8 protein-coding genes are annotated in these 24,773 nt (G+C 74.0%); all 8 read right to left on the bottom strand.

Annotated features, from left to right (window positions below; genetic code table 11):
* Positions 1 to 21 precede the first annotated feature (21 nt).
* The 8 genes from G9272_RS38470 to G9272_RS38435 all read right to left on the bottom strand — a co-directional run bounded on the left by G9272_RS38470 (position 22) and on the right by G9272_RS38435 (position 24,690).
* The gene (locus G9272_RS38470) at positions 22 to 15,615 is read right to left on the bottom strand and encodes a type I polyketide synthase (protein WP_171400836.1); all 15,594 of its coding nucleotides are present in this window, start codon (positions 15,613 to 15,615) and stop codon (positions 22 to 24) included.
* A 198-nt stretch (positions 15,616 to 15,813) separates the two neighbouring features.
* The gene (locus G9272_RS38465; protein ID WP_171400835.1) at positions 15,814 to 17,082 is read right to left on the bottom strand and encodes a cytochrome P450; all 1,269 of its coding nucleotides are present in this window, start codon (positions 17,080 to 17,082) and stop codon (positions 15,814 to 15,816) included.
* 40 nt (positions 17,083 to 17,122) lie between these two features.
* Positions 17,123 to 17,833 (bottom strand): O-methyltransferase, encoded by a 711-nt coding sequence (locus G9272_RS38460; RefSeq protein ID WP_171400834.1) that lies wholly within the window; start codon positions 17,831 to 17,833, stop codon positions 17,123 to 17,125.
* On the bottom strand, positions 17,830 to 18,081 hold the full coding sequence (locus G9272_RS38455; RefSeq protein WP_171400833.1) for an MbtH family protein: 252 nt from the start codon (positions 18,079 to 18,081) through the stop codon (positions 17,830 to 17,832). The genes G9272_RS38460 and G9272_RS38455 overlap by 4 nt, the downstream gene beginning before the upstream one ends.
* Complete coding sequence (locus G9272_RS38450) at positions 18,078 to 19,319, bottom strand: cytochrome P450 (RefSeq protein ID WP_171400832.1); 1,242 nt, start codon at positions 19,317 to 19,319, stop codon at positions 18,078 to 18,080. The genes G9272_RS38455 and G9272_RS38450 overlap by 4 nt, the downstream gene beginning before the upstream one ends.
* The gene (locus G9272_RS38445) at positions 19,316 to 22,240 is read right to left on the bottom strand and encodes a non-ribosomal peptide synthetase (RefSeq protein WP_171400831.1); all 2,925 of its coding nucleotides are present in this window, start codon (positions 22,238 to 22,240) and stop codon (positions 19,316 to 19,318) included. Before G9272_RS38445 ends, G9272_RS38450 begins: the two co-directional genes overlap by 4 nt.
* 1 nt (position 22,241) lies before the next feature.
* Positions 22,242 to 23,807, bottom strand: a complete 1,566-nt coding sequence (locus G9272_RS38440) for a class I adenylate-forming enzyme family protein (RefSeq protein WP_171400830.1) — start codon at positions 23,805 to 23,807, stop codon at positions 22,242 to 22,244.
* A gap of 205 nt (positions 23,808 to 24,012) precedes the next feature.
* Complete coding sequence (locus tag G9272_RS38435) at positions 24,013 to 24,690, bottom strand: SDR family NAD(P)-dependent oxidoreductase (protein WP_171400829.1); 678 nt, start codon at positions 24,688 to 24,690, stop codon at positions 24,013 to 24,015.
* Between the last annotated feature and the right edge of the window lie 83 nt (positions 24,691 to 24,773).

Here is a 24,773-nt window from a genome sequence, read left to right as displayed (position 1 = left end):
GCTGCCGCGGGTGAGGATCTGTCAGGCATCGGCCTTCGTGTCCTCCAGGCGTGTCAGCAGGTACCCGGTGAGCGCCGCCGGGGTCGGGTGGCCGAAGACGGCCGCGGGAGCCAGCGCGGTGCCGGTGCGGCCGCCGATCCGCCGGGACAGCTCGATCGCCAGCAGCGAGTCGAGGCCCAGCTCGAAGAACCCGCGCTGCGCGTCGACCGGCTCGGCCGGATCCAGTTCGAGCACCTCGGTCAACTGCGCTCGCACCAGGTCCAGTACGGTCCGCTCCCGCTCCTGGAGGCTCTGCCCGTGCAGCAGGTCCGTCCACCCGTTCTCGGCACCCACACCCGACTCCGCCGTGTGGGCGGCCGACCGGCGGCGCGAGGGGACCAGCCCGCGCAGCAGCGGCGGCACGGGACGGCCCGCCGCCGGGGCGGCCCACTGTTCGGGCCGGCCGGGCACCGGGAACGGCTCGCCGGAGCGCAGCGCCTCGGACACCGCCGACAGCGTCACGTCCTGGTCCGTCGCGCCGTCGGCCCCGGTCACGGCAGCGGCGGGCAGCAGCACCGGGGCGCAGCCGGCGAGCCCGGCAGCACGGCGGCGGGCGACGATCGCCCGCGCAAAGCCGTCGGCCGCGGCGTTCGCCGGATGGTGCGCCGGTCCCAGCAGGGCCGCTGCCGATGTGATCACCAGGAACAGGGCGAGGCGGTCGTCAGCGGTGAGGTCGGCGAGGTGCCGCAGCGACTCGGTGCGCGCGGCGAGCACCTCGGTGAGCCGGTACGCGTCCAGTTCGGCCGGCCGGGTGTCGTCCGGCAGCCCCGCGGCGTGCACCACGCCGGTGAGCGGGTGATCGTCCGGGATGCCGTCCAGCAACCGTCGCAGCGCGTCCCGGTCGCCGGCATCGCAGGCCCGGACGGCCACCGACGCACCGAGTACGGTGAGGTCGGCGGCAAGCGCCTCGGCGCTCCCGGTGTCGGGGTCGCCCCGGCCGACGAGGACGAGGTGGCGCACCCCGTGCTCGGCGACCAGGTGCCGGGCCACCCGGGCGCCGGCCGTGCCGGTGCCGCCGACGATCACGACGGTGCCGTCCGGGTCCACGGTCGGGGCCGTCGCCTCCGTCGCTTCGACGGGTACCAACCGCGGAACGTACACCCGGCCGGCCCGCACGGCGGCCTGCGGTACGTCCGCGGCCAGGACATGGCCGAGGCTCGTCTCACCGGAGTTCTCGGGCGAGGCGTCGGCGTCCTCGGGCGGGGCGTCGAGCAGCACGAACCGTCCCGGGTACTCGGCCTGGATCGCGGCGAGCATCTCCCACACCGCCGCCGCGGCCGGGTCGAGCGCCGCGGGACCGGTGTCCCGGGGACCGGCCGGCACCGCAGCGCGGGTGCGCACCACCAGGTGGCAGCCCTCCAGGTCCGGCTCGTCCAGCCACGCCTGTGCGACGGCGAGCGCACGACGGCAGGCGTCCTCGGGCTCCCGGCCGACGCCCACGTCGAACACGGCGGCCACGGCCCCCACGGTCGACGGCTCGGCGGCGAGTTCGAACACGGCGCTGTCGCTGTCGACGGTGACGACCTCGACGGCGGTGCTCGCCCGCCCGTTGCCGAGCGGGACCCATTCGGTCCGCAGCGCACGGCACCGCCGGTCGGCCGGGGCGACGGTCGCCGGCCCGGCCGTGACGCGGGCCGCGGTGAGGACCGGCAGGCCGGCCTGGTCGGCCGCTTCGAGGCTCACGCCGTCGCCGGTCCGCCGCAGCCGGACACGCAGCGCCGAGGCTCCGGACGCGTGCAGCACGACCTGCCGCCAGACCGACGGGGTGTGCCCCGCGGGGAAGCCCGCCGCGTGCGCCGCAGCTTCCAGCAGCAGCGGGTGGACGCCGAAGCGGGCGGCCTCGTCGCTCCGGTCGGCGGGTACGGCCACCTCGGCGTAGGTGTCCTCGCCGCGCCGCCACACCGCGTGCAGGGCCGGCGGCACGGTGGCGCCGGTCGCCACGGGCAGTTCGTCGAGACCGACCGGTTCGGCGCCCGTCGGCGGCCAGGGGGCCGGGTCCGGCTCGAACACCGCGGCAGTGGTCGTGGGTGACAGCACGCCTTGTGCGTGCAGGGTCCACACCGGGCGTCGCCGGTCCGTCGTCGCGGGCGCCGACCGTACCGTCACCGGGCGGCGGCCGGCGGCGTCGACGCCGTCGACGCAGATCTGGAGCCGCACCGCGTCGCCGGGTCCCAGCATCAGGGGCGCCCGCAGCTCCAGCTCGTCCAGGTTGCCGCAGTCGACCTCGTCCCCGACCCGGATGGCCAGCTCGACCCAGACCGAGCCGGGCACCTCGACCGGAGTGCCCTCGGTGCCGGCGGTGAGCCAGGGCTGGTCGTGCGCCGAGAGCCGTGAGACGGCCATCAGCCCGTCCGACTGCGGCAGTTCGACCATCGTGGCGAGCAGCGGATGCTCGGTGCGGGCCAGCCCGAGGGCACCGGTGTCGGTGGTCGGCGCGCTGCGCAACCAGTAGCGCCGGTGGTCGAACGGATAGGTCGGCAGTTCGCGGCAGAGTTCCCGCCAGTCGGCCGGTTCGGCCGGCACCGTGGTCTCCCAGGAGACCGGCAGCCCGGCGGCGAAGGCCTCCGCGAAGGCTGTCGTCAGCCGCTCCCGGCCGCCCTCGTGGCGCCGCAGGGTGGCGAGCACCGGCGTGGTGCGACCGGTGTCCTGGATGATGTCGAGGAGGGACGGGACCAGGCCGGGGTGGGCGGAGACCTCGACCACGGCCCGCGCGTCGGCGCTCACGGCGCGGACGGCCGCGTCCAGTTCGACCGGTCGGCGCAGGTTGCGGAACCAGTAGGCGGCGTCCAGGAGTTCGTCCGGGCCGATCCAGCGGCCGTCGACGGTGGAGTAGAACCGGCAGCCCGGGACGAGGCCCTGCGCCGGTCGTTCCCCGATCCCGTCCAGGGCGGCCAGCATCGGCTCCTGGAGTTCGTCGACGAGGAACGAGTGGGAGGCGTAGTCCGCCCGGATCCTGCGGAACCAGAGTTGCTGGTCGGCCATGGCGGCGGCCAGCTCCTCGATGGCGGCGCGTTCGCCGGAGACGGCCACGGTCGCCGGACCGTTCACCGCACCGATCTCCACCCGGCCCTGGTAGTCGGCGAGCATCTCCGTCATCCGGGCGCGGCTCACGCCGACCACGAGCATCGCACCGGTGGACGGCAGCTGCGCGGCCATGCGGGAGCGCAGCACGATCGCGCGCAGCCCGTCCTCCACCGACAGCAGACCCGCGACGCACGCCGCGGCGATCTCGCCCTGCGACGCGCCGAGCACCACGTCCGGCACCACGCCGGTGGATGCCCAGAGCTGGGCCAGGCCGGTCGTCATGACGAACGAGGCGGGCTGGATCACGTCCACCCGGGACAGATCGTTCTCGCCGCCGAGCGCCTGCTCCAGCGTCCAGTCGAGGTCGTACTCGGCGAGCAGCGCGTCGCATCGCCGCACCCATCCCCGGAACTCGGGTGAGTGGTCCATCAGTTCGCGGCCCATGCCGACCCAGTGGCCGCCCTGGCCCGGGAAGACGAAGACCACCTCGGTGCCCGGTCCGGACGGTTCGCCGACCGGCGCACGGTCGGTGCCGCCCGTGCCCAACGCCCGCAGCTCGTCGACGAGTTCGGTGCGGTCGGCCGCGATCACGGTGGCTCGCGTCCCGTGGCGCGTCCGGCCGTGGGCCAGGGCGGCGGCCAGCGTCGGCAGCGGCACGGTGCCGCGCTCGGCGAAGTCGGCCAGCCGGGCCGCGAGCGCGGCCAGCCGGGCCGGGTTCACGGCCGTCAGGACGAACGGCAGGGGGGCGCCCTCGGCGGGGCGCCGCGCCGGCTCACCCGGGCGCTGCGGCGGCTCCTCCAGGATGAGGTGGGCGTTGGTGCCGCTGAGGCCGAACGCGGACACGCCTGCGCGGCGGGTCCGGCCGGGCCGGGACGGCCACGGCCGGGCGTCGGTCAGCAGCTGGATCGTGCCGCTGGACCAGTCCACCTCGGGCGTCGGGGCGTCCACGTGCAAGGTGGCCGGCAGGGCCTGATGACGCAGGGCCAGCACCATCTTGATCACGCTCGCCACGCCCGCGGCGGCCTGGGTGTGCCCGATGTTGGACTTCACCGAGCCGAGCCACAGCGGCTGCTCGGGGTCGCGTCGGCCGTAGGTGGCCAACAGTGCCTGGGCCTCGATCGGGTCGCCCAGCCGGGTGCCCGTTCCGTGCGCTTCCACGACGTCCACGTCGGCGGGCGCCACCCCGGCGACCGCGAGGGCGCGCCGGATCACCCGTTGCTGCGCCGGTCCGTTGGGCGCGGTGAGCCCGTTGGAGGCGCCGTCCTGGCTGATCGCGGAACCGCGGACGACGGCGCTGACGGAGTGGGCGTTGACGTGGGCGTCGGCCAGGCGTTCCAGCAGCACCACGCCGACGCCCTCGCCGTTGCCGGTGCCGTCGGCCGAGGCGGCGAACGCCTTGCAGCGGCCGTCGGTCGCGAACCCACCGTTCTTGGCGAACTCGACGTACGCGCCCGGCGTGGCCATCACGGTGACGCCGCCGACCACGGCCAGCGAGCACTCCCCGTTGCGCAACGACTGGATGGCCAGGTGCATCGCGACCAGGGAGGAGGAGCAGGCGGTGTCCACGGACACGGCCGGGCCGGTGAAGCCGTACGCGTAGGACACCCGGCCGGAGACCACGGAGACCGCGCCGCCGGTGCCGCGCAAGCCGTCGGACTGCGCGTCGCCGCCGAACATGCCGTAGCCCTGGCCCATCACGCCGACGAACACGCCCACGTCGGTGCCGCGCAGGGTGGCAGGGTCGAGGCCACCGTCCTCCAGCGCCTCCCACACCACCTCCAGCAGCAGACGCTGCTGCGGGTCCATGGCCACCGCCTCGCGCGGGGAGATGCCGAAGAAGCCGGCGTCGAACTCCGCGGCGTCCGTCAGGAAGCTGCCGGCCTCCACCGGGAGTGTGGACAGGTCCCAGCCACGGTCGGTCGGGAACGGCGCTCGTCCCTCGCCGCGGCGGACCAGCAGGTCCCAGAAGTCGTCCACTCCCCGCACCCCGCCCGCCAGTCGGCAGCCGAGTCCCACGACGGCGATGTCGTCGTGCGTTCCGCCGGCCACCACCGGTGTCGCCTCGGCGGGCGCGGCGGTGCCGACCAGCTCGTCGCGCAGGAACCCCGCCAGCTGCCGGGGGGTCGGGTAGTCGTAGACCAGGGTGGCGGGCAGGGTCAGCCCGGTCGCGGTGGCCAGGCGGTTGCGCAGTTCCACCCCGCCGAGCGAATCCATGCCGACGGCCTGGAAGGCGGTGTCCGGCTCGATGTCGTCGGCGGACCTGTGTCCCAGGACCAGGGCGGCCCGGGAACGGACCAGGGTCAGCAACCTCGACTCCTGCTCGGCCGGGGACCGGCCGGCGAGCGCGGCGAGCAGATCGCCCGCGACAGCCGTGCCGCCGGCGCGCCGGCGCGCCCTGACGAGCTGTCGCAGCAGCGGCTGGACCGGGCCGCCGGAGGCCGCGTCGGCGCGGGCTGCGGCGAGATCCAGTTTGATCGGCACCAGGTGGGCCTCGCCGCTGTCGAGGGCGGCGTCGAGCAGAACCAGTCCTTCCTCCGGGCTCAGCGGCAGCACGCCGCCGCGGCTCATCCGCGCCCGGTCCGCGGCGTCCAGGTGCCCGGTCATGCCGCCGGCCTGGTCCCACAGGCCCCAGGAGAGGGCCACACCCGGCCGGCCGGCCGCGCGGCGCGCCGTCATGAGCCCGTCCAGATAGGCGTTGGCGGCGGAGTAGTTGGCCTGTCCGGCGGAGCCGAGCAGGCCGGCGGCCGAGGAGAACGCCACGAACGCGGCGAGATCGCAGTCCCGGGTCAGTTCGTCCAGGTGCCGCCCGCCCTCGGCCTTCGGTCCGAGGACCGCGGCGAGGCGGGCCGGATCCATGGCGCCGAGCAGCCCGTCGTCGAGGACTCCGGCGGTGTGCACGACGGCGGTGAGCGGATGGGCTGCCGGAATGCCGGCGAGGAGCGCGGCCACGGCGTCGCGGTCCGAGACGTCGCAGACGGCCACGGTCACCGTGGCGCCCAGTGCGGACAGTTCGGCCACGAGTTCCTCGGCGCCTTCGGCCGCAGGTCCGCGTCGGCCGGCCAGCAGCAGGTGCCGGGCGCCCCGGGCGCGGACCATGTGGCGGGCCACGAGGGCGCCGAGGGAGCCGGTGCCACCGGTGACCAGGACGGTGCCGTCGGGGTTCACGACGGGCTGCTCGGCACTCTGCTGCGCGAGCGGCCCGGCGGGCGCCAGGCGGGGCACCAGGAGAGTGGTGCCGCGCACCGCCACCTGCGGTTCGCCGGTGGCCAGGGCCGTCGCGACCGCCGCCTCGGTGTCCGCCCCGGGATCGAGGTCGAGCAGCAGCATCCGTTCCGGCATCTCGGCCTGGGCGGCGCGGACCAGGCCCCAGACGGCGGCCGAGGGGACGTCGGTGACGGTGGTCGGGCCGGCGGGCACGGCGCCGCGGGTCACGACGACGAGCCGGGTGTCGGCAGGAGCCTCGTGCTGCCAGGCCTGGAGCACGGCGAGCACGTCCGCGAGCAGCGGCTGCGCGTCGCGGCCGGCGGCGACCTCGAACACAGCGGTGGCCGGCAGGCTGTGCCGCCGTTCGTCGTGCCCGGTCTCCTCCGCGGCGGTCTGCGTGGGTCCGTCGGCCGGTGCGGTGATCCGCCCGGCGAACGCCGTCACGTCCGCGGGGCTCGCCACCGTAGCCGTCGCCGTGCGCTCGGGCGGCGCCGCGGACGGTTCCGTGGCCGTCCAGACGACTCGGTACGTCGCGTCCGCGGCGGCGCTCGTGCCCACGTCCTCCGGCCGGATCGGCGCCGCCGTCCAGGACCGGGCGGACAGGACCGGGATCCCTGCCTCGTCGGTCGCCTCGAGGGTCCAGCGGTGGTCGCCGAGCGGGGCCAGCCGGGCACGCAGGCAGCGCGCGCCGCTCGCGTGCAGCACGACCTCCTCCCACACCGTGGCGGCCGTGGCGCCCGCCGTCACCGCCCGCGTCACCGCGTCCAGCAGGGCCGGATCGAGGCCGAACTCCGCAGCGCCACGCGGGTCGGTGCCGTCGTCGGGGAGCGCGACTTCGGCGTACGTGTCCTCGCCACGGCGCCACACGCCCAGCAGGCAGGTGCTCTCCGTGTGCGTCTCGACCGGCTCGGCCCCGGCCGGCGGCCATGCCTGCGGCTCCGGTTCGGGGGCGGCCGGCGTGCGCGCGGACAGCTCACCGCTCGCGTGCCTGACCCAGGTGCCGGAACCGTTCCGGGCGCCGTGGATCGTGACCGGACGGCAGCCCTGCCCGTCGGCCGCACCCACGGTGATCTCCACCCGCACATCGGCGTTCGGCGGAACGACGAGCGGGGTCTCGACGGCGAGGCGCGCCACCACCCCGCAGCCGACCTCGTCGCCGGCCCGGACCGCCAGATCCAGGAGCGCCGCGGTGCTCACCACAGTGGCCCCGTGCACCCGGTGCTCCTCCAGCCACGGGTGAGTGGCCGACGACAGCCGGGCGGTGCCGACGAGCCCGCCGGTGTCCGGCACGGGGACGACGGCGGACAGCAGCGGGTGGTCGGCGGCCACCTGCCCGAGGCCGGTCGCGTCGGTGCGTCCGCCTGCCGTCTTCAGCCAGTAGTGCGTGCGGTCGAAGGCGTACGTCGGCAGTTCGACGGCGGGCGCGCCGGCCGGGAGCAGTGTCTGCCAGTCGGCCGGCACGCCCCGTACGAACAGCTCGGCGAGCGCGCCGATCGCGGTCTGTGCCTCCTCGTGTCCGTCGCGCAGCATCGGCGTGCACACCGGCTCGGCACCCGAGGCGGCGGCCGTCTCCAGCACCGGCGCGGTCAACGCCGCACCCGGCCCGATCTCCACGAACAGTTTTCCGCCCTGGCCGAGCGCGGCGGCCACGCCGTCGGCGAAGCGCACCGTGCGGCGTACGTGCTCGACCCAGTAGTCGGTGCTGGTCATGTCGCCGTCCTGGTGGGCGACGATGCGGATCCGCGCCGGCCGCCAGGTGACGTCGGCGATCGCCGCGCGGAACTCGGCGAGCATCGGGTCCATCCGGGCGGAGTGGAAGGCGTGGGAGACCGGGAGTCGCTTGACCTTGCGGCCCTGTGCGCGCAGCGCGTCGGCGGCGGCGAGCACCGCGTCCTCGTCGCCGGACAGCACCACCGAGGAGGGCTGGTTCACGGCGGCGATATCGACACCGGAGCCGAGGAACGGGCGGACCTCGTCCTCGCCGGCGGCCACGGCGGCCATGGCACCGCCGGCGGGCAGCGCCTGCATGAGTCGGCCGCGGGCGACGACCACGGTCGCCGCGTCGTCCAGCGAGAGCATTCCGGCGACGTGCGCCGCCGTGAGCTCGCCGATGGAGTGGCCGAGCAGCAGCCGAGGGCGGACGCCCCACGACTCGGCCAGGCGGAACAGCGCGGTCTCGACCGCGAACAGCGCCGCCTGGGTGTAGACGGTCTGGTCCAGCAGCGCCGACCGTGGGCTGTCCGGTTCGGCGAGGACGACGTCCCGTACGGATGTACCGACCGCGCCGAGGAGCCGGTCGTCCAGGCGGGCACAGACCTCGTCGAAGGCCGCCGCGTACACCGGGAAGCGGGCGTACAGCTCGCGTCCCATGCCGGGCCGCTGCGATCCCTGCCCCGGGAACACGAACACCACCGACGTGGCGGCGCCGGCCGCCGCCGTCCCGAGGGTGGCGCCGGGGACGGACTCACCGGCGGTGATCGCGTCGAGCCGCTCGACGAGGGTCTCCCGGTCCGCCGCGGCGACGACGGCCCGATGGGCGAGCAGGGCACGGCCGTCGAGCAGGGTCCGCGCGGTGCCCGGCAGGGACAGCCCGGTCGCGACGGCCGCGCGCAGCCGCTTCACCTGGCCTGCCAGGGCGACCGGGTTGTGCGCCGAGACGACGAAGGGCAGTACGGCGTCGGCTTCGTCGTCGGGTGGCTCGGGTGCGGTGGCCACGGTGTCGGGCGCGGCCGGTTCGACCGGGGCCTGCTCGAGGATCAGGTGCGCGTTGGTGCCGCTGATGCCGAAGGAGGAGATGCCGGCCCGGCGGGGCCTGCCGGTCTCGGGCCAGGGGCGTTCCTCGGTGAGCAGGGCGACGGTGCCCGCGGACCAGTCGACGTGCGGCGTCGGCTCGTCCACGAAGAGGGTCGCGGGCAGGACGCCGCGGGTCAGGGCCCCGACCATCTTGATCACCGAGGTCACACCGGCCGCGGCCTGGGTGTGGCCGAGGTTGGACTTGACCGAGCCCAGCCACAGCGGCCGGTCGGGCGAGCGGTCGCGCCCGTAGGTGGCGATGATCGCCTCGGCCTCGCTCGGATCCCCCAGCGTGGTGCCGGTGCCGTGCGCCTCCAGCGCGTCGACCTCGTCCGGTGCGACCCCGGCGGCTGCCAGCGCCGCGCGGATCACCCGCTGCTGCGACGGGCCGTTCGGCGCGGTGAGGCCGTTGGAAGCGCCGTCCTGGTTCACGGCGGAGCCGCGGATCTTCGCGAGGACGCGGTGGCCGTTGCGCCGCGCGTCGGACAGCCGTTCCAGGAGTACGAGGCCCACGCCCTCGGACAGCACGGTGCCGTCGGCCGCCGCGGCGAAGGCCTTGCACCGGCCGTCCGCGGCCAGTCCGCGGGCGCGCGAGAAGCCGGTCACGCCGACCGGGGAGCCCATGACGGCGACGCCGCCGGCGAGGGCCAGTTCACACTCGCCCTGGCGCAGCGCCTGTGCCGCGAGGTGGATCGCCACGAGGGACGAGGAGCAGGCTGTGTCCACTGTCATGGCCGGGCCCTCCAGCCCGAACACGTAGGACACCCGGCCGGAGGCGACGCTGCCCGCGGTGGCGGTCGTGGTGAAGCCCTCGAGTTCGGCGGGTACGTCGGTCAAGGAGCCGAGGTAGTCGTGGATCGACATGCCGGTGTAGACGCCGACGCGTTCCCCGCGCAGCGACGACGGGGCGATGCCCGTGCCCTCCAGCACCTGCCAGGTCGTTTCCAGCAGCAGCCGCTGCTGCGGGTCCATGGCCAGCGCCTCACGCGGGGAGATCCCGAACAGGGCGGCGTCGAAGTACCCGGCGTCCTGGAGGAATCCGCCCCGCTGGGTGTAGGCCGTGCCGGCGCGGTCGGGGTCGGAGTCGAAAAGACCGTCGAGGTTCCATCCGCGGTCGTCCGGGAACTCCGAGATGCCGTCCCGGCCGTCGGCGACCAGCTGCCACAGCTCGGCGGGCGAGGTGACCCCGCCGGGCAGTCGGCACGCCATGCCGACGATCACGACGGGGTCGTCGTCCGTGGCTTCGGCCGGTGCGGCCGGGCGCACGGGTGCGACGGCGTCGACCGTGCCGCCCACCTGTTCGAGCAGGTGCCGGGCGAGCGCACGAGGCGTGGGGTAGTCGAAGACGAGCGTGGCGGGCAGCTTGACGGCGGTGGCCGCGGACAGCCGGTTGCGCAGTTCGACGGCGGTCAGCGAGTCGAAGCCGATGTCGCCGAACCGCTCGGAGTCCATGGCGGGGTCAGCCCCGCCCAGACCGAGGACGACCGACACCTCGGTGCGGATGAGGTCGAGCACCAGCTCGGTCTGCTCCTGGTCGGAGAGCCCGGCGAGCCGGCGAGCCAGCGCACCCGCGGCGCCGGCACCGGCCTGGGCCGTCCGCCGCGCCGGACGCACGAGGGCGCGGAACAGCGGGGGGACGGTCCCGTCCGCGGCTGCCTCGGCGCGTACCGCTCCGAGATCGAGCCGGATCGGTACGAGGAGCGGGTTGCCCGAACGGATGCCGAGGTCGAAGAGGGTGAGTGCCTCGGCCGTCGACATCGGACGGACGCCGCCCCGGCTCATCCGGGTGCGGTCGACCTCGGCGAGCTGTCCCGTCATCCCGGTGACCGGGGTCCACAGGCCCCAGGCCAGGGACACGGCGGGCAGTCCCTCCGCTCGCCGGGCCGAGACGACCGCGTCGACGTAGGCGTTGGCCGCCGCGTAGTTGCCCTGGCCCGCCGAGCCGAAGACGCTCGCGGCCGAGGAGAACGCGGCGAAGACCTGGGGCGGCCGCTCTCGGGTCAGCTCGTCCAGCAGGCGCAGCGCGCCGGCCTTCGGCGCGAACACGCCGGCCATGCGGTGCGGGTCCAGGCCGGCGACGACGCCGTCGTCCAGGACGCCGGCGGCGTGGACGACGCCGGTCAGCGGGTGCTCGGACGGGATGGAGGCGAGCAGCGCGGCGAGCGCGTCACGGTCCGACACGTCGCACGAGGCGACGACGACGGACGTGCCCCGCTCGGTCAGTTCGTCCACGAGCGCGGTCACGCCCTCGGCGTCCGTGCCGCGCCGGCTCGCCAGCACCAGTCGGCGCACCCCGTGCTCGTTCACCAAGTGCCGGGCCAGCAGCGCGCCGAGCACTCCGGTACCGCCGGTGATCAGTACGGTGCCGTCCTCGGCGAACTCCATGGGCGCGTCGGGTTCGGTGAGCCGGGCGCGGCCGAGCCGCGGAGCGAGTACGGCGTCGTCGCGTACGGCGGTCTGCGGCTCGCCGGTCGCGAGGGCCGCCGCGATCGCCCGGTCCCGGTCGGCGCCGGACTCGATGTCGACCAGGACGAACCGGCCGGGGTTCTCGGCCTGCGCCGCGCGCAGCAGTCCCCACACCGCGGCGCCGTCGAGGTCGGTGACGGGGCCGGGTGCCGGTACCGCGCCCCGGGTCGCCACGACCAACGTCACCGAGGCGAGGACCGGCTCGTCGAGCCAGGCCTGGAGCACTCCGAGCACCCGGCCCAGCAGCGGCAGCGGATCGTCCCCGGCGCGGGTACCGGCGTCGGTGTGTGCGGTGAGGTCGAGCACGGCGAGGTCGGGCACCGGCTCGCCCAGATCCTCGGCGAGCGCCATCCGCGCCACGTCACCGGAGGTGGCGACGACGGCCCGGTTGCCTGTCGGCTGCCCGGCCACCGACGGCACGCGCTCCCAGTCGAGCTGCCAGAGCGTGTCGGGGGCCTGACGGGCGGGCTCTGCGCTCAGGTCGGACATGGGCAGGGAGACCAGGGACTGCATGGTCAGGACCAGCGACCCGGTCTCGTCCGCGGCGTCGAAGGCGAGGGCGTCCGGACCGCACGGCGCGACCCTGACGCGCAGTGCGCCGGCGCCCGCCGCGTGCAGTTGGACGCCGTTCCAGGCGAAGGGAAGGACGTTACGGTCGTCGTCGCGCCGGTGGAAGGCGTTCGCGTGCAGCGCGGCGTCCAGGAGCGCGGGATGGATACCGAACTTCTCGATGTCCTCGCGGTGCTCGGCGGGCAGCACGGCTTCTGCGAAGATCTCCTCGCCGCGCCGCCAGACGGCGGTCAGTCCGGCGAAGGCCGGCCCGTAGTCGTATCCGCGGTCGGCGAGGCGGGCGTAGAAATCGTCGGTGTCCTCCGGGCGTGCGCCGGGCGGCGGCCACTGGCCGAAGTCGAATCCGCTGCCGCCGGTGCCGGCGTAGGAGTCGGCCAGCATGCCCGCCGCGTGGCGGGTCCAGCCCTCCCCGTCCCGTGAGCCGTACACCTCGACCGGACGGCGTCCTGTCACGTCCGTGCCGCCGACCGCGACCTGGACCCGGACGGCGCCTTCGGCGGGGAGCACAAGGGGTGCCTCGATCACGAGTTCGTCGAGGATTCCGTGGCCGAACTGGTCGCCGGCCCGGATCGCCAGGTCGACGTAGGCGGTTCCGGGCACCAGCACGGTGTTCTGGATGCGGTGGCCGGCCAGCCAGGGATGGGTGGCGAGCGACAGCCGCGAGGTGAAGACCAGGCCGTCGGTCTGCGGCAGTTCCACCACCGCACCGAGGAGCGGGTGGTCGCTGCTCACCTGACCCAGTGACTCGGCGCTGGTCCCGGTGCCGGGCATGCTGATCCAGTACCGCTGGTGGTCGAACGGGTAGGTGGGCAGCTCCACCGGGGCGGGCCCGGGTTCGGGGACGGCCGTGTTCCAGTCGACCGTCACGCCGCGCACGAACACCTCGGCCAGCGAGGCGAGCATCCGGTCCGTGCCGCCCTCGTCCCGGCGCGTCGAGCCGACCGCGAGGACGTCCGCGTCCAGTTCCTCGGCGATGTCGGTGACGGCCGGCACCAGGACGGGGTGCGCCCCGAGTTCGACGAAGACCCGGTGGTCCTGAGCGATCAGCTCCCGGACGGCCGGATCGAACAGGACCGGCTGCCGCAGATTGCGGTACCAGTAGTCGGCGTCGAGCCGGTCTTCCTCGCCGAGCCATCGGCTCTCGACCGTGGAGTAGAAGGGGATACGCGGCGCCGACGACGCCAGCCCGCCGAGGTCGGCCTCCAGGCTGGGCCTGATGCTCTCGACGTAGTGGCTGTGCGAGGCGTAGTCGACGGGAATCCGACGGAACCGGAAGTCCTGTTCGGCCGCGTGAGCGGTCAGTTCGTCCAGGGCGGCGCCCTCACCGGCCACGACCACCGTGGACGGCCCGTTGACCGCGGCGACCTGAAGCCGCTCGGCCCACGGCTCGATCAGTGCGCGCACCTCGTGCACCGGCAGCCCGACGGAGGCCATCCCGCCGCCGCGCGGCAGCACTTCGGCGATGGCCTGGCTGCGCAGGGTCACGACCCGAGCGGCGTCGGCGAGGGACAGCGCGCCGGCCACGCAGGCCGCCGCGATCTCGCCCTGCGAGTGGCCGATCACCGCGTCCGGGACGACGCCCACGGACTTCCAGACCTCGGCCAGGGCGACCATCACCGCGAAGCACACGGGCTGGACGACATCGACGCGCTCCAGCTCGGTGCCGTCGCCGCGGAGCACATCGGTCAGCGACCAGTCGACCCACGGCTCGAACGCCTCCTGGCATTCGGCGATACGGGCGGCGAAGACCGGGGAGGCGTCGAGCAGCTCGCGCCCCATGCCCGCCCACTGGGTTCCCTGCCCCGGGAACGCGAAGACGGTCTTGCCGGGCCCGGTCTGGCCCGCGGCACCGGTGACCACACCGGTGCCGGTGCGGCCTTCGGCCAGCAGCGCGAGTCCGGAGCGCAGCTCGTCCCGGGTGCGGGCGAGGAGCACGGCCCGATGGCTCATCAGCGCGCGGCCGGTCACCAGGGCGGAGGCGAGGTCACCGAGGGCGACGCCGTCGTCGACGGAACCGCCGAGCAGCCGGGCCTGGTTGGCCAGCGCCGTCGGAGTACGGGCCGAGACGATGAACGGAATCTTCTGCTCCGGCTCTGTCGGAGCGGGGACGGGCGCCTCGGTCCCCGGGGTGTCGGGAGCCTCCTCCAGGAGCATGTGGACGTTGGTCCCGCTCGCGCCGAACGAGGAGATGCCGCACCGGCGTGGCCGGCCGCTCTCCGGCCACTCGCGCCCCTCGGTGAGCAGCTCGACGGTTCCGGAGGACCAGTCGACCTGCGGGGTCGGGGCGTCCACATGCAGGGTCGCCGGCAGGTGGCGGTGGCGCAGCGCGAGCACGGTCTTGATCACGGCGGCCACACCGGAGGCGGCCTGGGTGTGGCCGAGGACGGACTTGACCGAGCCGAGGAGCAGCGGTCGTTTCGGATCGCGGCCCTGCCCGTACGTGGCGATGAGCGCCTGCGCCTCGATCGGGTCGCCCAGGGTGGTACCGGTGCCGTGGGCCTCGACGGCGTCGACGTCGTCGGTGGACAGACCCGCGGCCGCCAGTGCGCTGCGGATGACGCGTTGCTGCGAGGGCCCGTTGGGAGCGGTCAGCCCGTTGGAGGCGCCGTCGGAGTTCACGGCCGAGCCGCGGATCACGGCGAGGACCCGATGTCCGTTGCGCTCCGCGTCGGAGAGCCGTTCCAGCAGAACGACGCCGACACCCTCGGCCCAGCTGCTGCCGTCCGCGGCGGCGGCGAAGGACTTGCACCGTCCGTCGAAGGCGAGGCCGCGCTGGCGCGCGAAACCGACGAAGCCGCCCGGGGTGGCCATCACGGTGGCCCCGCCGGCGAGGGCCAGCGAGCACTCGCCGCGACGCAGCGCCTGGGTCGCCAGGTGGATGGCGACCAGCGACGAGGAGCACATGGTGTCGACGGTGACGGCCGGGCCCTCCAGCCCGAGGCAGTAGGCCACCCTGCCGGAGGTGATGCCGCCGGCGCTGCCGAGCGCGCGCTCCAGGCTGAGGAAGTCCTCCACCCCGGGGAGGTCGGGCGCGTAGTCCTGGTGCACGATGCCGGCGTAGACGCCGGTGTCGGAGCCGCGCAGGCTCTGCGGGTCGATTCCCGACCGCTCCAGGGTCTCCCAGCACACCTCGAGGAGTTGCCGCTGCTGGGGGTCCATCGCCATGGCCTCTTGCGGGGAGATCCCGAAGAACCGCGCGTCGAACTGAGCCGCGTCGTGGAGGAAGGCGCCCCGGTTCACATAGGTCGTGCCGGGGGTGTCCGGGTCGGGGTCGTAGAGCCCTTCGAGATCCCAGCCACGGTCGTCGGGGAACGGCGTGTACACGTCCGCGCCCTCGGACACGACCTTCCAGAAGTCCTCCGGACCGGCGATCCCACCCGCGAAGCGGCAGCCGATCGACACGACGGCGATCGGCTCGGAGGCGGCGGCGAGCAACTGGGAGTTCTTCTGCCGGAGGCGCGCGGTCTCTTTCACCGATGCGCGCAGAGCCTTTACGAGATCCTGTTCCGGCGTGCTCAAGTCCGTCCTCCAGGCTTGTCGAATCGAACGCGTCGGGGCGTTGGTGCGGTGCACGCCGATCGACGGCGCCCCGTGCCGCCGGTGCCGCGGATACGGCGGTTCGGCCGAAGTCCCCGGCCGGCGGGGATGGTTACCGCCGGTCCGGGAGCGAGCAGGTCGGTGTGCGGGCGCTGCCGGCGCCGTGGCGACGGTCGGCCGCTACGGCGCCGACCGCACCGTGCGGGGATCCGCCACGACCGTGACCGGCAGGTGCACCGGTCCGAAGAACAGCACGGACGGCCGCCACCGCGGCGCTCCGGCGGGGCGCAGCGCCGGTCCCCGGTGCAGCGCCCCGCACACGGTTTCGACCAGCAGCTTCGCCAGCGCCGCGCCGAGGCAGTGGTGGATTCCGGAGCCGAACGCCAGGGATGCGGTTTCGGGGCGCTCGATGTCGAACTCCTCCGGCCGGCCGAAGGCCTCGGGGTCACGGTTCGCCCCGGCCAGGAGGAGCACCACGACCGAGCCCGCGGCGACCGGTACCCCGCGGATCTCGGTGTCGCGCGTCGCGTAGCGGCGGGTGATGTGGTAGCCGCCGCAGTGACGGAACGCCTCGGCGGCCGCCCGTTCGGCCTGCGCCGGGTCGGCCGAGAGCCGCTCCAGCTGGTCGGGGTTGGTCAGCAGGGTGTGCATGATGTTGCCGAGGGTGTCGCTCAGGGTCGTCACGCCGGCCCCGAAGACCGGGAGCACCGCGAGCGCCAGCTCACGGTCGGTCAGCTGCTCCGGGTCGCCCGCCTGTTCCACCAAGCAGGCGCTGACGAGGTCGTCGCCGGGCTCGGTGCGCTTGCGGGCGATCAACTCGGTGAAGAAGACGGCGAGTTCGGCGGCGGCCTCGTCCGCCCGTCTGCTCATGGCCGCCCGGGCCGCCTCGTCCGCGGCGGGGTCGGGCGCCGGGACCGCTTCGTTCAGCAGCGTCCAGCAGCGGGGGCGTTCACTCACGGGGATGCCCAGCAGGCCGCCGAGGACCGCCAGGCTCAGCGGAACGGAGACGAGTTCCTGGAAGTCGGCGACGTGGCCGGACGGGACGGCGGCGAGCCGGTCGAGCGCGCGCAGCACCTCCTTCTCCACCAACGGGCGCAGCGTCTGGAGCCGGCGTGCGGTGAACCCCCGCGACAGCTGCCGCCGCAGCCTGGTGTGGTCCGGCGGGTTGCGGAAGAACAGCGACGAGAGGAACTGCTCCTGGCCCGGCGACGGCCGCCATCCGGGGACGTTGGCCGCCATCCAGTCGGTGTCGACGACCCGGAAGGTCTCCTGGTCGCCCAGGACCTGCCGGCAGTCCGCGTACCGCGACAGGAGCGTCATGCCCGTCCGTTCGCTGCGGTGGACGTCGGCGAGTTCACGGAGCCGGAGGTAGTGGGCGAACGGGTCGTCGCTCGTGCCCGGCGCCAGCACGAACCGCACCAGCTCCTCGATGTCCTGCCCTGTCGTCATGACGCTCCCTCGTCGGTGTCGTCGGGCTGTCGCGCGGTCCTCAGGCCGTGCGCCGCGCGATCCAGAGCCCGTCGCGCACCGGCAGGATCACGCCGTCGAAGTCGGGGTCCTCGGCGAGCGCCCTGTTCATGTTCCGCACGCCGATCAGCTCGTTGGAGAGCTCGGCCGCCTCCCCGGCGACGACGCCGCCACCGCAGAAGGCGTTGTCGATCATGAAGAAGCCGTTCACCTCGAGATGCTCCTTCGACAGCTTGAGCAGCTCGGTGGCGAGCGAGGGGTCGCTTCCGAAGTACCGGTGCTTCATGATGTCCTGGAAGATCAGGTCGTAGGAACCGAGTTCCGGGATCAGCTCGAAGGCGTCGCCGACGAGGATCTCGACACGGTCGGCCATGCCTGCCCGATCGATGAAGTCCGCGGCACGTGCTGCTCGTTCGGGGTCGAGTTCGATGCTGGTGACCTTGCCGCCCTCGGGCAGCGCGTACGCCAGCCACAGGGCCGAATAGCCGATCGCGGTGCCGATGTCGAGCACGCGCGTCACGGCTTCGCCGCGCAGTGCGGTGAGCGTCCGGACGATCGCGCCTTCGAGCCGCCCGATGACCGGGATGCCCTCGTCCCTCGCGACCTTCTCCATCTCCAGCATGACGGTGTTCAGCCGCTCGGGCAGCGGCGCCTGGCGGACCAGAGCCGTGGCGAAGATCTCCCGCTGGTCGGTGCTGTCCTGCGGAACGATGGGCAACGATGTGTTGATCACGAATGTATTCCGTTCTGCTGGGTCCGGTCGCCGGTCGCGTTGAGCGAAGCCGGCCGCAGGTCACGCCAGTTCTGCTCGACGTGGAGGAGACAGTCGGTGCGGGCGGCGGGTCCGGACACGACCTGCCAGCCCCCGGGTACGGCGAGATACTCCGGCCAGAGGGAGTACTGCCGCTCCGCATTGCGCAACACCAGATAGTCCGCGTCGTCGTCTTCGAACACAGGGGACACGCCGTGCTCCTCGGTCATGGGGACAGACCCGCCGGATCGGCTTCGAACGCGACGGGCAGGGTGTTCATGCCGTGCAGGACGCTGGAATAGATCCAGGTCTCGGGCGCGGTCTGCCGCACGCCGGACACCATCCGGCGCAGGCTGTCGAGCACGGCCTCGATCTCGGCCCGGGCAAGGTAGTGACCGAGGCAGTAGTGCGCGCCGAAGGCGAAGGTCAGGTGCTTGTTCGGCGTGCGGGTGAGGTCGAAGCGGTCGGGGTCCGGGAAGGCGTCGCCGTCCCGGTTGGCCGAGGCGATCCAAGCACTGACGATCTCGCCCGCCCGGATCGACTGTCCGTTCACCTCGACGTCGGCGGTGGCCATCCGGCCGCCGTGCAGCGAGGGCACGGTCCAGCGCAGGACCTCGTCGGCGGCCTTCTGGAGGTTCACGGTGCCGCTCTTGAGGGCGTCCCACTGCTCCGGGTTCTCGATCAGCGCCAGCAGGCCGCCGGAGATGGCGTGCCGGCCGGTCTCGTCGCCGCCGATCATCAGGCCGTAGCAGTTGGCCATCAGCTCGGCGTCGCTGAGCGGCTCCCCGTCGATGCGGCAGTTGGCGAGCAGGCTCACCACGTCGTTGCCGTCACCGCCGCGCCGGGTCCGCGCCAGGTCGGCGAAATAGAGCAGGATCTCGCTCTTCGCGGTCCAGGAGTCCTCCGGCGGGGCGTCCGCGTGTTCGGAACTCCAAGCCTGCGAGGTGAGGCCGAGCAGGTACTGCCGGTCACCCCGCGGCACGTCGAGCAGGTCGCACACCGCGCCGAGCGGGATGTTCGCGGAGACGTCCCGGACGAAGTCGGATTCGCCCTTGGCGACGGCCGCCGCCATGAGTTCGTCCACCGTGCGGCGGACGCCGTCCTGGATGGCGGCGAGTACCCGCGGGGAGAACGCCCTCGTCAGGATCGTGCGGATCTGCTGGTGGCGCAGTCCGTCGGTCACCGCGAGCATCGTCCCCGCGGCCGCGTCCCCTCCGGTGAGCAGGGTCGGCAGTCCGTTGCCGTGCTCGGTGGTGAACTCCCGGCTGCGGTAGACCTCCACCGCGTCGGCGTACCGGGTGATCACCCAGAACGCCGGCTGCGAGCCGCGCGCCGGCTGGCGGTGGAAGGGGCGCTCGGCCCGCAGCCGGCGCCACACCTCGGTCAGGTCGTGCTCCGCGTGCAACCGGGAGTCGGCGAAGTCCAGTTCATCCAGCTCGTCGGGGGAGACCAGGGGCAGCGCCGTCATCGGCCGCCGCCTTGCGTGGGGGTGGCGACCGCGGCGAGCGCGCGGACCGTCGGGTTGTTGATGATCTCCTTGGGCGAGACGGCGAAACCGGCGGCGCGGGCCCTCTGGATCACGCTGATGGCCAGCATGCTGTCGCCGCCGAGGGCAAAGAAGTTGCCGTCGACGTCCACCGGGGCGACACCGAGCAGCTCCCCGAAGATCGTGCAGAACACCTCTTCCGCCGGGGTGCGCGGCGCACGGCCGCCGCTCGTCGACACGGCGGGCCGGGGCGCCGGGAGCGCCGACCGGTCGAGCTTGCCGCCCGGGGTGACCGGGAAGGCGTCCAGCACGACAACGGCGGCGGGCACCATGTAGTCGGGCAGGAACCGGGATGCGTGCTCCCGCACGTCGGCCACGTCGAGCGTCACTCCGTCCTGCGGCGTGACGTACCCGACGAGCACGTCGCGCTCCCCGTCCTCGCCGTGGACCACGGCCGCCGCGTGTACGACGCCCGGGCAGTCGGCCAGGACCGTCTCGACCTCGCCGAGTTCGATCCGAAAGCCGCGCAGCTTCACCTGGTCGTCGACGCGGCCGTGGAAGGCCAGCGTCCCGTCCGGCCGCCAGGAGACCATGTCACCGGTCCGGTACATGCGGGAACCGGGCGGCCCGAACGGGTCGGCCACGAATCGCTCCGCGGTGAGCCCCGGACGCCCGAGGTATCCCCGCGCCAGTCCGTCGCCCGCCACGTACAGCTCGCCGGGCACACCCGGCGGCAGCGGCTGAAGTCCCTTGCCGAGCACGTAGACCGAGGCACCGGCGATCGGCCGTCCGATCGAAGGCGTGCCGGCACCGGTCAGCGGTTCGCTGCACGTGGCGCAGACGGTGACCTCGGTCGGGCCGTACGCGTTGACCATCCGGCGCCCCGGGGACCAGCGCGCGACCAGGTCGGCCGAGCAGGCCTCACCGGCGGTCATCAGGCCCTGGACCCCGGCCAGTTGCTCCGGCTCCACGCTCGCGGCGGCCACCGGCGGCAGCAGCAGACGCGTCACGCCGTACTCGGTGATCACCTCGGCGAGGGCGTCACCGGCGAGCGGGACGTCCGGCGGTATGACCAGCGCGGCACCCACGTGGTACGCGCCGAGCAGTTCCGCGACGAACGCGTCGAAGCTCGGCGACGCGAACTGAAGGAGCCTGCTGTCACCGTCCAGCCCCATGCCCTCGGCCATGGTGGTGGCCAGATCGACGAGCCCGGCATGGGGCACGACGACGCCCTTGGGCCGTCCTGTGGTGCCGGAGGTGTAGATGACGTAGGCGGCTTCGGCCTGCGCGGGGACCGGGTACGGGTACTCCGTCAGGTCCGTCTCGGCGCCGCCGCACACCGCGTCCCGTACCTCCGGCCGGTCCAGGAGCAGGGATTGCGGCAGGTCCGCGAGAGCGGTGGTGGAGTACGCGCAGACGAGCGACGGCGCGGCGTCCTCGAGCATGAACGCGACCCGCTCGGCGGGGTAGCCGGGGTCGATCGGCACGAACGCGGCTCCGGTCCGGGCCACGGCCAGCACGGCGACGACGAGGTCGACCGACCGGGGCAGCGCCAGCGCCACCAGCCGTCCGGGCTCCGCGCCTCGGTCGGCGAGCAGCCGGGCGAGCCGGTCCGCACGGCGGCCGAGTTCGGCGAAGGAGAGCGTCTCGTCCGCCGACCTGAGCGCGGTCGCGTCCGGGGTCCGGACGACCGGGCGGCGCAGCAGTTCGGAGAGCGTGCGCGGTGGTGCCGCTGTGCCGGTGTCGTTCCACTCCCGGAGCATGAGCCGTCGCTCCGCCGGAGACAGCAGGTCCACCCCGCCGACGCGCTGGGTCGGGTCCTTCTCCACGGCACCGAACAACCGGGTCAGCGCCTCCAGCATCCGTTCGACATCGGTGCGCTCCAGCAGGTCCGGCCGGAAGTCCAGGTCCAGTCGCAGCCGCTCGCCCGTCCCGCGTACCCGGAAGGCGAGCGCACCGGGCACCTGCGGCCGTTGCTCCACGGCCACCACCCGGATGTCGGCCACCGACGCCGGCTCGCCGCAGTCGACCGACACCAGCGTGTCGAAGATGCCGTCGACCGCGCGGGGCGCCAGGACGCCGGTGAGCCGGGCCTGTTCATCGGCCAGCCGGAAGAACACGTCGAGCAGCGCGTCCCCCGCGGGGGCCCGCACCACCACCGGCCTCGGCTCGGCCAAACGGCCGGCCATGATGTCGATCCCGAGGAAGCGCGGCCGGGCCGCGACCCCGACCACGACGTCGTCCCGGCCGGTCAGCCAGCCCAGCAGGATGCCGAACACGCCCTGCGCGACCGTCTCGAACGCCAGCCCGTGCTCGTGGGCCATCCGCAGAAGGCCGCTGCCGACGTCCGCGGGCAGCTCACCGGAGACCCGTTCGACCGGGCCCGGCCGTACGGGGGTCGCCCGGCCGCCCACCAGGGTCGGCTCGGCCTCGGCGAGGTGGGTCGACCAGACCAGGTCGGCCGCTTCGCGGTCCTGAACGGCCAGCCAGCCGGCGTAGTCGGCGTGGCTCGGCACCCGCGGCAGGTCACCGTTCCTGCCGCCGTACACGGTGAGCAGTTCGTCGATGAGCACGCGGTGCGACTGCGTGTCGACGGCCGCCGGGGCGCTGCTCAGCCGGAGCCGGTGCCGTTCGGGGCCGAGGCGGGCAAGCAGCAGGCGCAGCGGGACCGCCGGGCCCTCGTCCTCCTCGGCGTCGAGCCGGTCCAGTTCGGCGTCGCGCCGGGGCCCGTCCACGGTGCCCAGGTCGATGTCGCGCCAGGGCAGTTCGGCGTCCGGCGCCGACCGCAGGTGCGGGTGGCGCCGCGCCAGTTCGGCGACGGCCTGCCGCAGGGCGGCGCCGTCCAGGGGGCCGTCGACGTCGACCAGCGTGACCACGTGGGCGGGGAGTGTCGCTCGCGCCATGTCAGCTCGCCGTCCCCTCGGCCTGCGCGGCCCGTGCCACGGCCTCGGTGCGCAGCCGCATTCGGTCCGGCTTGCCGGGACCCACCAGCGGCAACGTCTCCCGCAGTTCGATCTCGGCGGGCACGTGGTTCGCCGACAGCGCGGCGGTGATGTGCCGTTCCAGCACCGCGCGGTCCAGGGTCACGCCGTCGCGCGGCACCACGGCGGCGCAGATCCGCTCGACGCGCTGCTCGTCCTCGACACCGAAGACCGCGGCGGCTTCCACACCCGGATGCTCCAGGAGCACCCGCTCGACCGCGCTCGGATGGACCTTGATGCCCTTGACCTTGATGACGTCCGCGATCCGGCCGTGCAGGTGCAGCCAGCCCGCCTCGTCGAGGTGTCCGATGTCCCCGGTGTGCACCCAGCCGTCGCGCACCGCACGCGCCGTCAGTGCGGGCTCGTTCCAGTAGCCGGCCATCTGCCACCGGCCGATCACGCACACCTCGCCGGCCTCGCCGACGGGCAGTTCCCGACCGTCGGCGACAGAACGGATGCTCACCCGGACGGCCTCCGGCGGGCGGCCGACGGTGGCGCGCAGCTCCGGGTCCAGGTGGTCCTGCGGCGTCAACAGACTGATCAGTCCGGTCTCGCTGGTGCCGTAGACCTGGAAGAGCACGGGGCCGAGCGCCTTGACCGCGTGGGCGAGCCGCTCGGGCGCGGCGGGGCTGCCGGTGTAGAACAGCTCGCGCAGGCTCGTCAGGTCGGTATTCGCCGCATCGGGGTGTTCGGCCAGTGCGTTCACCTGCGGTGCGCCGAGCACGAGGCGGGTGATCCCGTGGCGAGGGACGGCGCGCAGCACCTCGGCGGTGTCGAAGCCGGGGTGCAGTACGACGACGCCGCCGGCGACGATCGTGTCGTCCGCGGTGGCGCCGCTCGAGTGGGTGAGGGGCGCGGTGACCAGGCACCGGGCGCGGTCACCGCGGACTGCGGACGTCGCGACCATCTCGTTCTTGACCGCGTAGGGCCAGCTGACGCCTTTGGGCTTGCCCGTGGAGCCGCTGGTGTAGGTCACGACGGCGATCGTGCCCTGCTCGGCGGTGGTGAGGTCGATGTCGCCGGGGGCGGACAGGTCGATCGCGCTCGGGAGGGCGCCACCACCACCGAGCACCGCGACCGGCGGACGCTCGGGCAGAGAACCGCAGAGTTCCAGTGCCCGGGCGATGTTGTCCCGGTCGATGGCGAGCATGGCCGGCCTCACGTCCATGAGGATGCCGAGTTGCGCCTCGGCGGACAGCTCGTCGGAGGGGTCGACCGCGTTGACACCGCGGATGTGCACGGCGGTGGCGCCCACCAGGTTCGCCGCGTAGCGCAGTATCAGAGTCTCGGGCGTGTTCGGGTTCGTCAGTACGGCCACTGCGCTGCCGGGGCCGACGCCGTGCTCGCGCATCCGGGCCGCGGCGGAGATGACGGAGTCCGCCAGCCGGCGGGCGGTGGTCGGCGTGTCCCGGTGAACGAGCGGGACGCCACCGGGTTCGGCGCTCAGCTTCGCGAGGATCTGGCGCACGTAGTGCTCATGGCCTTGCACGTACGTTCTCCAATGCGACTCGGTGGTCAACAGGCACGTTCGGGCATGGCGTGTCGGCATGTCCGGGCCGGGTGTGCAGGGACCTTCCGGCGGGGTGCATCGACCTGCGCCCTGATCCCGACCACCGTAGGTTCCGGCCGGGGGGGCTCACATCCCTCGGGCTGGTAGCCCGGCACGGCCACCGTGCGGTCACTGTCGACGGCTGTCAGGGGGTGCCCACCCGCAGGGCTTGCCCCGTGAGGGGGTCGGCGGCGGTTCCGGTGAGCATCGCGACGGTCCGGGCCGCCTGCGCGGAGAACTCCGCCGCGGTGGGGATCCGGCCCGCCCGGGTACCGAGTTGGTCGACGGGGAGGGGCGCGGTGAGGAGATGGGCGGTGATGCCCAGCGGCGCCAGTTCGAGCGCCATGGTCCGGGTGAGGCCCTCGAGCGCGGTGCGTACGGTGGCGTTCTCGGTCTCCGCGCCCGCGGCGTCCGCGACCGTGATGATCCGGCCGCCACCGTTCTTGATCATGGGGTCGAGTACGGCCTGGCAGGCCAGGAAGACCGCGCGCAGCGGTACGGCGGTCGTATCGGTCCACTGCTCCTGGGAGAGCGCGTGCAGTTGCCCGGGGCCGGCCACGGGGACGACGGTGAGCAGGACCGACGGATCGCCGAGGCCGGCGCACACCTGCCCGATCGCGGCGTCGGCCGACTCGGCGTCGGTCCAGTCGGTGCGCACCGCCATCGCCCGGTGGCCCAGGTCCCTGACCTGGGCCACCGTGGTCGTGCCGACGGATCCGTCGGCGTCGAGCAGTGCCACGTCGAATCCGTCCGCGGCCAGCGCGAGCGCCGCGGCGGCCACGGTGTCGGTACCGGCTCCGGCGATGATCGCCACCTGCGACATTTCCCCACCTTTCATCCGGCGCGGGCCGATTCGCCCGCATGCGCCGAAGGGTAGGGCGGTCCGAGCCCGGCCGACATCGGTCG

This window comes from Streptomyces asoensis (assembly GCF_013085465.1).
Taxonomy (GTDB): Bacteria; Actinomycetota; Actinomycetes; order Streptomycetales; family Streptomycetaceae; genus Streptomyces; species Streptomyces cacaoi_A.
This window is presented reverse-complemented; position numbering and strand designations above follow the sequence as displayed.

Coding starts and splice junctions, on each gene's coding strand:
- G9272_RS38445 (WP_171400831.1), bottom strand. CDS start 22,240: ATGGCGCGAGCGACACTCCCCGCCCACGTGGTCACGCTGGTCGACGTC.
- G9272_RS38455 (WP_171400833.1), bottom strand. CDS start 18,081: ATGACCGAGGAGCACGGCGTGTCCCCTGTGTTCGAAGACGACGACGCG.
- G9272_RS38465 (WP_171400835.1), bottom strand. CDS start 17,082: ATGACGACAGGGCAGGACATCGAGGAGCTGGTGCGGTTCGTGCTGGCG.
- G9272_RS38435 (WP_171400829.1), bottom strand. CDS start 24,690: ATGTCGCAGGTGGCGATCATCGCCGGAGCCGGTACCGACACCGTGGCC.
- G9272_RS38450 (WP_171400832.1), bottom strand. CDS start 19,319: ATGACGGCGCTGCCCCTGGTCTCCCCCGACGAGCTGGATGAACTGGAC.